8 protein-coding genes and 2 pseudogenes are annotated in these 10993 nt (G+C 53.9%); all 10 read right to left on the bottom strand.

The genetic code is table 11. From position 1 onward, the window contains the following. Positions 1–5: 5 nt before the first annotated feature. The 10 genes and pseudogenes from ACO064_RS23595 to ACO064_RS23640 all read right to left on the bottom strand — a co-directional run bounded on the left by ACO064_RS23595 (position 6) and on the right by ACO064_RS23640 (position 10980). Positions 6–1651 (bottom strand): annotated as a pseudogene (locus tag ACO064_RS23595) (GH39 family glycosyl hydrolase). Between the two features lie 309 nt (positions 1652–1960). Continuing rightward, positions 1961–2410: pseudogene (locus ACO064_RS23600) on the bottom strand (polysaccharide deacetylase family protein); the annotation flags it as partial. Between the two features lie 123 nt (positions 2411–2533). After that, entirely contained in the window at positions 2534–3853 is a 1320-nt protein-coding gene (locus tag ACO064_RS23605; protein ID WP_421829662.1) for an MFS transporter, read from the bottom strand. A gap of 170 nt (positions 3854–4023) precedes the next feature. Next, positions 4024–5139, bottom strand: coding sequence for an ABC transporter permease (locus ACO064_RS23610; RefSeq protein ID WP_421829663.1), 1116 nt, complete (start codon positions 5137–5139; stop codon positions 4024–4026). Then, positions 5136–6242, bottom strand: a complete 1107-nt coding sequence (locus ACO064_RS23615) for an ABC transporter permease (RefSeq protein WP_421829664.1) — start codon at positions 6240–6242, stop codon at positions 5136–5138. Before ACO064_RS23615 ends, ACO064_RS23610 begins: the two co-directional genes overlap by 4 nt. 144 nt (positions 6243–6386) lie before the next feature. Then, on the bottom strand, positions 6387–7121 hold the full coding sequence (locus tag ACO064_RS23620) for an ABC transporter ATP-binding protein (protein ID WP_421829665.1): 735 nt from the start codon (positions 7119–7121) through the stop codon (positions 6387–6389). Between the two features lie 5 nt (positions 7122–7126). Next, on the bottom strand, positions 7127–8050 hold the full coding sequence (locus tag ACO064_RS23625) for an ABC transporter ATP-binding protein (RefSeq protein WP_421829666.1): 924 nt from the start codon (positions 8048–8050) through the stop codon (positions 7127–7129). Between the two features lie 27 nt (positions 8051–8077). Continuing rightward, entirely contained in the window at positions 8078–9007 is a 930-nt protein-coding gene (locus ACO064_RS23630) for an HlyD family secretion protein (protein WP_421829667.1), read from the bottom strand. A 20-nt stretch (positions 9008–9027) separates the two neighbouring features. Continuing rightward, complete coding sequence (locus ACO064_RS23635; protein WP_421829668.1) at positions 9028–10293, bottom strand: TolC family protein; 1266 nt, start codon at positions 10291–10293, stop codon at positions 9028–9030. A 69-nt stretch (positions 10294–10362) separates the two neighbouring features. Further along, a complete protein-coding gene (locus ACO064_RS23640; RefSeq protein WP_421829669.1) occupies positions 10363–10980 on the bottom strand; it encodes a TetR/AcrR family transcriptional regulator in 618 nt (205 codons plus the stop codon). Between the last annotated feature and the right edge of the window lie 13 nt (positions 10981–10993).

Consider the following 10993-nt stretch of genomic DNA (forward strand, 5'->3'; position numbering starts at 1 on the left):
CCACTTCACCACGTCAGTTTATACAACGAAATCCCCTGCCGAGGCAGGTCGGTTTTCAGCCGGACGGTGCCGTTGGTAACCGCCACCTGCGCGGGTGCTTCGAATTGGGCCAGCTTCCCGGCTTTTTCCAGCGTCGCAATCTGCTCGGGCGTCGGTTGCTTTGGCGAACCCATTTTTAGCCAGACCGCGTAAGAATTACTGTGGTTTTCGTCGATTCGGTACTGCGTCACCGTCACCTGTTGGGCCGGTAAACCTTTGATAGCCAGATCTACCGGCGAAGCGGCCGCCGGAATGTTGTCGTCGTGGTAGTTCCAGACCATCACAGCCGCCGTGTTTGAAGCCGTGTCGCGGGTTGCCAGGGCGTTGACGTCCGGTTCGGTTCGCCGAACGCTGGAGTCGCGAATCGCCATCGTGTGGTAGGCCATGTTACCGCTGACCTCCACCCGGTTTCCGCGCATCATGCCGTACATCCGAAACACGTTCAGCACCGGTTTATCGACGCCGTTGGTCGCCAGATCGCGAAAACCGTAGAACCAGGGCTGTTCTTCAAACTCGAACGACCACGAAACCGCGCCTTTGAAATTCACCTGATGCGCATCCGCCAGCTCGTATTTCCGGGCAAACGCGGCCGCCGTATAGCTCGAATACATCGTACCGTTGCGGTAGGCGTTCTCCGGGTTGGTTTGCATGCCACAAGCCGCGCAACCTTCCGGGTCTGACTCGCCAATGATAATCGGGAGTTTGCTGAATTCGGGATACGAAGCCACAATCTGAAAACCGCTTGAAATATCGCGCAGTTGGGTTCCCAGATTCATCCGAACATGTCCATCGACCAGTTTGGGCGACCCTTTCGCGTGGAAAGCCACAAAATCGAGGGGCGTGCCGGTTTGCCGGTGACGTAATTTTTTCCGCTTCGGCAGTGTTCCAGAAAGGCTTTCAGGAAAGTTGCGCCCCGTTTCCCCTGCGGCCCCGTCACGTGCGGACCGCCGACTTTGGCCGTCGGCAAGGCCCGCCGAACAGCGTCTACGGAAAAGTCATACAGCTTGTTATATTCATCGACCGTGCCGCCCCAGTACGGACTGTCGGGTTCGTTCCAGAGTTCCCAGTACCAGCTTTCGACCTCTTTTTTGCCGTATCGCTTCACCGAATGCCTGACCCACTGGTAGATCAATTCGCCCCATTTCCGGTAGTCTTTCGGCGGATACCGCCAGCCGGTGTAAATCTTGTCGTATGGTTGTCCGGGTTGCCAGTCGTGCCCGTACGGTTGCGGTTTGGAGGATAACGCTTCCGGCATGAACCCCATCTGCGCCATCGGTTTCATTTTCCGCTCGACGTACGTATCGAAAATCTTGTCGACAATCGTCCAGTCATACACCGGTTTTCCTTTGGCGTTTTCCGTGTAGGCGTTGGTCGATCCCCATTTCAGGGCCGGTTTTCCGTCGCCGGTCACCAGCAGGCTGTGCGCCCGGACATACACCGGAACCGGACTCAGCCCGGCCAGTTCAGACAGCAGTTTTTTGCCGTCTTTCATGTAGGTGTAGTTCGGCTCGTCGTAGCCAAACCACGCCCAAACTGGCTCCATTTTACCTTTGGATTTGCTGAGATCCACCTGAATCGAAACCGGGGGTGGGGGTGTCGGAATGGTCCGCAGGGCTTCTTTGTAATCGACATATTGTGCCAGATCCCGCAGTGCAATGACCTTGTAACCGTTGTCGTGCAGGTATTTCAGGTAGGCTTCAAAAATAGGCGGGGGCGTTGTCACCCAGTCGTGCGCGTAGTCGGGAACACCGTGGATCGTCAGCACGACAACCTTGCCGTTTTTTGCTTCCTGAAAGGCCTTGAAAATTCGCTCTTTGTCGAAATTGTTGGGTTCGGTGGTGCTGAAACTCGGAATCAGGTACGGATAATCGGTTGTTGGGTCATAGGCCCGCGCCCCGCCAACCCGCGCAAACTGGTAGTTTTTTTCTTTCAGAACCTCAAAGGCAACCGGGTTGGTGCCGTAGCCGGGATACGCAAACGTGGTGAGGGGCCGGTCGATGCCATACGTCTTGCAACGGGCTTCAAGGGAATCGAGCTGTGCCGTAAACTGTGCTTTCGACAGTTTGGCCACGTTGCTGTGCGTCAGCGTATGATTGGCAATTTCGAACCCCATGCGGTCCAGTTCCCGCATCTGCTCCCAGCTCATGTATTTCTGCTTATCGGCAAAATCGGGCGGGAATTCGCAGACGTAGAACGTACCGCCAAACCCGTATTTCTTCAGCAACGGAGCCACCACCGTCGCGTGGGTGACGGGGGCATCGTCAAACGTCAAAACCACGAGTTTATCCGGAATCGGTTTCCGCACGATCTGCGCTTCAACGCCAGTCAAGAAACTGATAATCAGAAAAATGACAATACCGATTCGGTTCATCTGAAAACAAGGAGAGAGGGTTGGTTCGGTTTTCAGTTTACGGTATTCGGTTTACGGTGGCTGACGCATGCTGGCTCAAGAAGCCTAATGCGTCAGCCACCGTAAACCGAATACCGTAAACCACTAAGCTACCGGTGCACTTGAACTGGAGAGTTCGATCAGCTTATAACGCGGAACCAGCAGGTGCATGATCAGCCAGGCCAGCAAGTACCCGAAACCGCAGATCAGGAACATGATGTAATAGCCTGTTTCCAGGTGCCCGAGTGCCTTGTAATGGTCGAACAGTTTTCCCGCCAGTTTCGAAAAAGCCATGCCGCCAAGTCCACCCGCCATACCACCAATCCCGATGACGGAGGCCACGGCTTTTTTCGGAAACATGTCCGAAACCGTCGTAAAAATGTTGGCACTCCAGGCCTGGTGGGCCGAGGTAGCAAACCCGATACTCAAAACCGCCAGCCAAAGGCCCATACTGCCCAGATACTGGATAAAAACCGCCGGAATGGCACAAAGGGCATAAATGAACATGGACGTTTTTCGCGCCCGGAACACCGGGAACCCTTTTTTAATCAGGTTCAGGGGCAACCAGCCGCCAAAAATACTGCCGATACTGGCAATCGTGTAGACAACGGCTACCGGCAGCGATGCGGCACTGCCTTCCAGTCCGTACTCGGCTTTCAGGAAGGCGGGCAACCAGAACAGGTAAAACCACCAGATGGGGTCGGTGAGCATTTTCCCGATCACGAACGCCCAGGTTTGGCGGAATGTCAGCAGTTTAAACCAGGAAACTTTCTCGGTCGAAGTTTGGTCTTCCGTTTGCTCATCCTGATCACTGTTGATGTAGGCCAGTTCTTCCGGGCTGACTTTCTTGTGCTTCGCGGGCGTATCGTAGATGGTAATCCACAGGATCAACCACAGAAACCCAATGGCACCGGTGATGATGAAAGCCCATTGCCAGCCCCAGAATTCGGCGATGAACGGCACGGAAAGGGGCGCCAGGATGGCACCGACGTTGGTACCGGAGTTGAAAATACCGGTAGCCAGCGCCCGTTCTTTTTTGGGGAACCACTCAGCAATCGTTTTCACAGCCGCCGGAAAGTTTCCGGATTCACTCAGTCCTAAACCGGCCCGGGCAATGCCAAAGCCGAAGGTTGTTTTGGCAAAAGCGGTTAACACACCCACAATACTCCAGGCGGTCAGCGAAATGGTATAACCTATCTTGGTTCCGAATTTATCGATCAGGCTTCCTGCGCCCAGCATCCCAAAGGCGTAGGCGAGCTGGAAAACCACCACCAAATCTGCGTAGTCTGATTCCGACCAGTTAAAATCTTTTTCCAGGTCGCCTTTCAGCAAACTGATGACAACCCGATCCAGGTAATTAATCGTCGTTGCAAAAAACACCAGAGCACAAATCGTCCAGCGGTACCTTCCAATGGCTTTATTCATGAGAAAAAAGAGTAGAATTCAGGTACAGAAAGCAGGTGGTGGTGGTTATCTACTTTGAAAAGTTGTTACACAGAGTTAATCGGAGAAAAAGGGAGTTTATCAGAGAAATTGTTCTATAACTCTGATAAACTCCCTTTTCTCTGATTAACTCTGTGTAACAACAGCGCGTCTCACACCGTTTTCCGATACCGCCACGACGCCAGCAGCAACAGCCCGACGGCCATGCTGGCCAGCACGAAGAATTGGCGGCTGACATCGGCGAAGGTGCTGCCTTTCAGCATGACATTCCGGCCCACTTCGATGATGTATTTCAGCGGGTTAAGCATGTTGAGCCACTGCGCCCAGACCGGCATGTTCTCGGTCGATGCAAACAAACCGCTCAGGAGAATGAAGAGTACCAACAGGAAAAACGAGACAAACAGCGCCTGTTGCTGGTTTTCGGCCAGCGTGGAAATCAGCAGACCCAGCCCCACGCACAAAATCAGAAAAAGAAGGGCAAAAACGTACATCAAGGCAACGCTGCCCTCGATCTGAATCTGAAACAAAAACCGCCCCAGCAGCAAGCCCACCGTGAATAACCCCAGCCCGACGATCACGAACGGAATCGACTTTCCCAGAATAAACTCGTGCTTGCGGATGGGCGTTACATTCAACTGCTCCATCGTCCCGATTTCCTTTTCCCGCACGATGTTGAGGGCCGACACCAAACCGCCCACCAGCAACAGGAGTTCGAACAGAACGCCCGGCACCATGAACGTTTTGTATTCGAGCTTCGGGTTGTACCAGTACTGATTTTCAATGGATAACACCTGAGCCGTTCCAGACGAAATCAACTTCGTTTCAGCCACAATATCGCTGCTGAAATCCCGGATGATCGCCGTTGCGTAGCCGTTGGCAATCCCGGATTTGGAACCGTCGATGGCGTTGAGCAGCAGTTGAACGGCGGTGCTTCCGGCCTTTTCCAGATCGCGCTCAAAATGGGGCGGAATCACCAGCACCAGGTCGGCATCACCTGCCAGCAGCGTTTGCCGGGCCTGTTTGTCCGATGATAGATAACCGGTTAGGTTAAAATTGTCGAGGTGCCGGAATTTGCCTACGAGCCGCTGCGAATACGTCGTATGATCGCCATCCACCACGGCGATATTCAGGTTTTTGACCTCGTAATTGGCCGCGTACGACAGCAGGATCAACTGCATGATCGGCGCCAGAATCATGATGCGGAGCAACACCGGATTCCGGCGAAGCTGGCGGATTTCCTTTTCAACCATATATCGAATCCGGTTCATGACAGGCGGGTTTTTAAGTTATGCAGGCTCAGGCCCATGAATACAATCGACATTCCGACCAGCACCAGCGTGGGTTGCCAGAGATATCGCAAACCGGCACCCTTGATCATGATGCCTTTGACGATGCTGATGAAATATTTCGCTGGAATGAGGTTGGAAACGAGTTGAAGCGGTTTGGGCATGCTTTCGATGGGAAACATAAATCCCGACAGAAAAATGGTCGGCAGCAACAGCGCCATCAGCGACGCAAACATGGCAACCAATTGGGTGTCAACGATCGACGAGATGAAAATACCGATCGATAACGACAGAAAGATGAACAGCAGTGTTTCGGACAATAGTAGCAGCAGACTGCCATGTAGCGGCACTTTCAGGACAAAAACGCCGAGTGCGATGATGATGCAGCCGTTCAGAAATGATAACAACAGATACGGCACGACCTTCCCCAGCAAAACCTGCCCCTGCGTCAGTGGCGACACCATCAGCACTTCGAGCGTGCCGGTTTCGCGTTCGCGGGCAATGGTCACGGAGGTCATCAGGGCCGAAACCAGCAGCAAAACCATCGCCATCACGCCCGGCACAAACACAAACGCGCCCTTGAGTTCGGGGTTGAACACCATGCGGCTGCGGACGTCGATGGTCAACGGCGGCTGAACGGTCGGGTTGAGGTCCGTGGTGTAATCGCGGATGATCGCCGTGGCATAATTGGTCAGGCTAATGGCGGTATTTTGCTCGGTGGCGTCCGCCAGCAACTGGATCTGCGCGCTGCGGCCGTGTTCGTAGTTTTCCGTAAAACCGGCCGGAAACACCACCGCCAGTTTGATCGCCCCTTTCCGAAATGCCCGTTCGATGTCGTCGTTCGAGCGCAGGTTTTCCCGCAATTGAAAATATCCCGAAGCCAGTAACTTGTTGGTAATCTGCTGCGAGTGCGGGCTTTTGTCGTTGTCGAGAATCGCAATCTTAGCATTTTTGATCTCGTTCGTGAGCGCAAAGCCAAACAGCAACACCTGCACCAGCGGCAACCCGAACAGGATCAGCAACGTCCGGCGGTCGCGCAGGATGTGGAAGAATTCTTTTTTGACAAATGCAGTGAAGCGGTTCATAAGTGACGTTGTGTTTTCAGTTTACGGTATTCGGTTTACCGTTTTCGGTAGGCTGACGCATGCTTCTTGGCTCGTTTCTCATCCCTCCGATAGCTGTATGCGTCAGCCTACCGAAAACGGTAAACCGAATACCGTAAACCGGAATCATTTCGTTGACGTTCCTCGCGCCAGGATCTGGAAAACCGCGTCCATCGAATCCACGGCATAGGCGGTTTTCAAACCCGATGGCGTATCCAGGGCTTTCATTTTTCCGTCCACCATGATCGACACGCGGTTGCAGTATTCAGCTTCGTCCATGTAGTGCGTGGTGACAAAAACCGTCGTTCCGCCGTGGGCGGCTTCGTAGATCAGATGCCAGAACTGCCGGCGAGTGATGGGATCGACCCCGCCGGTCGGTTCGTCCAGAAATACAATTTTGGGCTCGTGAATCAGTGCCACCGAAAACGCCAGTTTCTGCTTCCAGCCCAGCGGCAGCGAAGCCACGAGAGAATCGCCAACGGATTCAATACCCAGTTTTTGTAAAATCTGGTCGGTTTTTGCCGGAATGTCCGACCGGCGCAGGCCGTAGATACCGCCGTAAAACCGAATGTTTTCGCGAACCGTCAAATCTTCGTAGAGTGAAAACCGCTGACTCATGTAGCCAATGCTCTGCTTGATTTTTTCAGACTGTCGATAGACGTCGAAACCGGCTACGGTCGCTTCGCCCGACGACGGTTTCAGCAAACCGCAGAGCATCCGCATCGCCGTGGTTTTCCCGGCTCCGTTTGCGCCCAGAAAGCCAAAAATCTCACCCTGCGCCACATCGAACGTAATGGCATCCGTGGCAATGAAACTGCCGAATTTTTTGGTTAACTGGTGGGTATGAACTGCGTTTTCCATGATTATCAGGTTGTTGCCTCCGGCTGGGTCATCAAGGCCATAAACGTGTCTTCGATGCCCGGTCGAATGGCGTGGATTTCAATGTTCTGGTGGTTTTTGTCCAGCAAATAGGAGCCGATTTGCCGGTCAGATACGTTGGCCGATTTCACCGTCAGGTGCAGAAACTCCCCGAACGCGTAGCAGGATTCCGTAAACGAAGCCAGCCGCAAATCCTGAATGAGTCGATACGTATCAGCCGCCCGAACAGCAAACAGCGGTTTCGTAAACCGGTTCGTAATCGCCGATGGCGTATCGACCGCCAGCACGGTTCCGGTCTGCATAAAGGCCACCCGGTCGCAGCGGCTGGCTTCGTCCATGTAGGGCGTCGAAACCAGCGTGGTCAATCCGCGTTCGTTGAGTTTGCCGAGCATATCCCAGAATTCCTTGCGCGAAACCGCATCGACGCCGGTGGTCGGTTCGTCCAGAAACAGCACGTCAGGCTTGTGAATCAGGGCACAACAGAGGGCCAGTTTCTGTTTCATTCCCCCGGAAAGTTGCCCGGCCCGGCGGTTTTTGAACGGTTCCAGTTGCGAATAAATCTCCTGAATCAGGTGGTAGTTTTCCGGGATGGTGGTTCCAAAAACCGTGGCAAAAAACGCCAGATTTTCCTGCACGCTCAAGTCGGGATACAGCGAAAACCGCCCCGGCATATACCCCACCAGTTGCCGCAAGGCTTTGTAGTCTTTGACCACATCATACCCCGCGACCGTCGCCCGGCCGTGGTCGGGTAGCAGCAACGTCACCAGTATCTTGAAAAGCGTGGTTTTCCCGGCGCCATCCGGCCCGATCAGTCCAAACAGCTCGCCCGGCCGGATCGAAAGGGAGATGTCGGAAACCGCCGGCTTTTCGCCGTACGATTTCGAGATGTTTTCAATGATGATGGCGTCCATGATTTGACTGTAAACCGAAAACCGACCTCATAACCGAATTTCCCCCGGCATCCCGATCTTCAGACCGCCGTCGTTTTTCACCTTCACTTTCAGCGCATACACCAGATTGACGCGCTCGTCTTTGGTCTGGATCACTTTGGGCGTAAACTCGGCTTTGCTCGAAATCCAGATCACGGTTCCGGCATATTCCTTAAACTGATCGTTCGGCGCATCGACCAGCACTTTCACCGGCTGACCGGTTTTGACCCGCACGAGTTGGTCGCCACTGATGTAGGCCCGGAGTGTGATGTGATCCAGATCAGCCACTTTGTACAGCGGTTTTCCGTAACTCGCCACCTCCCCGGTTTCGGCCAACTTGACGGTGACCGTACCCGCCGACGGGTTCACAATCGTTGTTTTTTTGATCTGGTCGTCGATCTGCCGGATTTGTTCTTCCAGGGGGCGTTCCTCCGACAGCGTTCCGCTCCGCTGGGTCGTCAGAGTCGATTGCTGGGCCGCCCGTTGCTGGCGAATCAGGGCAATCTGTCGCTCAATGACGTCGATCTGGGCAACGAGGTCATCGAGTTGTTTGGTCGGAGCGGCCCCGGCGGCAATCAGATTCTGGGTGCGGACTTTCTCGCGTTGCAGCGTCTTCAATTGTTGTTCCTGAACGGCAATCTGTTGTTCGTAGGGCGACAGTTGTGCCGGAATGTTCGGAGAACGGCTGGAAACCGCCCGCCGACTGGCCAGCAACTGCGCTTTCCGAAGCTGGAGTTGCAGCGGGTCGATTTGCCCGACAGCCTGCCCGGCTTTCAGGGTCTGGCCTTCCTCCACCGACAATTGTTGCAATGCGCCGGTGGCCTCGGCGGAGACGATGGTTTCGACGGCTTCAAAATTGCCGTATGCGTCCGATTGCGGCTCGGTTTGGCAACCCAGCAGGCCGATCAGAAAGGCGGAAGTAATCAGAATGAATTTCATGGAGTGGCTGGTCTATGGTGTTAATTTCCGGTCAGCGTTCGGTACTGGATTTTCGCCAACAGCAGTTGCAGTTCGTGGGTTTTCTGGTTCAGGAGCGCCAGGCTTTCGGCGTTGAGTTCGGACGCATAATCGCGGGCGGCAATCGTTCCATTGTCGAGTTGAATGCTGGCGGTTTGCCGGATTTTTGATCGTAAGGCACTAATTTCCTGGTCTTTATCCAACAGTGCGCTGATGCGGTCGATCTCGGTTTGCTGTTGCCGAAGTTGCAGCGACAGGTTCCGGTCGAACACTTTTTGCTGAACGTCGATCTGTTCCCGGTTGAGGGCCAAAACCGTCCGGTCGTTGCGAAGCGTGTAGGCCGATGACAGGTTCCAGCTTAGCCGGATGCCCCCGATAAAAAAGCCCCGAAAATCGTTGTTGAGGAAGTTCAGTGCCGGTCGGCCCGCGCCACCCTGGGCAAACGCGCTCAGCCGGGGTTGCAGGCGGTGGTTGGTCAGCCGCAGTTGCGCATCGAGCAGCGTCCGCTGCGACTCAAAAAGTTTTTGCTCCGGGCGGTTCAGTGACAGATTCGCCGTACCGGTTTGCACTTCAGCCACCACCAGCCGCGTGCTATCGGTAATCGTTAAACCGGTTAAAATCGCAAGTTGGTCGCGCAGGCCCCGGCGAGTGGCCCCCAACTGGGCCAGTTGCTGCTCGGCGTTCAGCACTTCGGCGCGTAACACATTGACGTTCATCGTGGCAACCGTTCCAAACTTTACGCCCGCTTCGGCTTTCACGATGCGGTTTTGCAGTTCTGCCAGGCGGTTTTGGGTCAGGCGGGTGTTTTCGTCGGTCAACAAACTGTTCAGAAAATAGGCGTTAACCTGGTCTTTGAGCCGGTTTTGATCAACGGCCACCTGCTGCAACCCCACCGCCGTACCGGCCCGTTGCACCTGTTTCCGGAGCGTCGTTTGCTGGCCGTCGAACAAGGTGTAACTGGCATCCGCCGTCAGCTTGTACTGGTTTTTGCTGAGTTGCGGAACCGCTATGTTGGGCAATTCGATAGGCAGTTGGGTCACTTCCGATTGCCACGTCGCCTGTCCGTTGACACCCACCTGCGGGAGCCACCGGTTTTTGTCCAGATTGGCTACGGTCAGATCACCGGTTTGCTGAACCAACTCGCGTTGGCGGCTCAACGGGTCGTTGGTCAGGGCAGCGGCATAGCCTTGCTCCAGCGTCACCACCGACTGCCCCCGGGCCAGACCCGTCAGCAGCAGTGCCAGGAAAAGTGCGGAGATCAATTTCATAATAATCCGTTTAAAAACTCATTCTAAATTATTTTTCTAAAAATATTTTTAATAAACTGTCAAAAAAAATCAAACGGGTTTCAGATACGCCATGATTGTCTCAAAAACGATCACTTTCCGTTCGTCCAGAAAGGCTTTGTAAGCCGCATCGTCCATACCGCCGATGTAACTCACGATGGGTTTTGCCATAAACGGAAAGACCAAACTGCCCAGCATTGTGACAATCAGTTGCAGCGGTTTCACATTCCGAATGGTTCCTTTCTCGCCTTCAATCTGCAACTGTTTGGTAAAATAAGTCGATTCAATCAGGCTTTTTACATTCAGTTTTTCAAATATCTCGCTGCTGTCTTTCTGCAGTTCAGCCAGAACAAAAACCGGCACGTGGGGGTTAGCTTGCAGAAAATCAGTGTAAGTATCGGCGACTTTCCAGACTTTGATTTCCAGCGGAACCTCTTCATTCAGAATCGAAATCACCTTACCCAGAAAAACGCCCATCGTTTCCAGAAAAATGCGCTGGAAAAGCTGCTCCTTACCCCGAAAGTAATAATTCACCATCGCCATGGTTGTGCCGGACTCCTCGGCGATGTGACGCAGTTTCGCCCCGTCGAATCCGCGTTCCAGAAATACTTTCTTGGCGGCTTCCTTGATCATCTGCTCCGTGTTCTGCTCGGTCTTTTTCGGTTTCATCGGTGCAAAGGTA

The organism is Larkinella sp., from assembly GCF_965227735.1.
In the GTDB taxonomy this organism is placed as follows: Bacteria; Bacteroidota; Bacteroidia; order Cytophagales; family Spirosomataceae; genus Larkinella.

What these genes read in the sequence shown, in the direction of transcription:
- ACO064_RS23605 (WP_421829662.1), bottom strand. Translation starts at nt 3,853, where the DNA reads ATGAATAAAGCCATTGGAAGGTACCGCTGGACGATTTGTGCTCTGGTG.
- ACO064_RS23610 (WP_421829663.1), bottom strand. Translation starts at nt 5,139, where the DNA reads ATGAACCGGATTCGATATATGGTTGAAAAGGAAATCCGCCAGCTTCGC.
- ACO064_RS23615 (WP_421829664.1), bottom strand. Translation starts at nt 6,242, where the DNA reads ATGAACCGCTTCACTGCATTTGTCAAAAAAGAATTCTTCCACATCCTG.
- ACO064_RS23620 (WP_421829665.1), bottom strand. Translation starts at nt 7,121, where the DNA reads ATGGAAAACGCAGTTCATACCCACCAGTTAACCAAAAAATTCGGCAGT.
- ACO064_RS23625 (WP_421829666.1), bottom strand. Translation starts at nt 8,050, where the DNA reads ATGGACGCCATCATCATTGAAAACATCTCGAAATCGTACGGCGAAAAG.
- ACO064_RS23630 (WP_421829667.1), bottom strand. Translation starts at nt 9,007, where the DNA reads ATGAAATTCATTCTGATTACTTCCGCCTTTCTGATCGGCCTGCTGGGT.
- ACO064_RS23635 (WP_421829668.1), bottom strand. Translation starts at nt 10,293, where the DNA reads ATGAAATTGATCTCCGCACTTTTCCTGGCACTGCTGCTGACGGGTCTG.
- ACO064_RS23640 (WP_421829669.1), bottom strand. Translation starts at nt 10,980, where the DNA reads ATGAAACCGAAAAAGACCGAGCAGAACACGGAGCAGATGATCAAGGAA.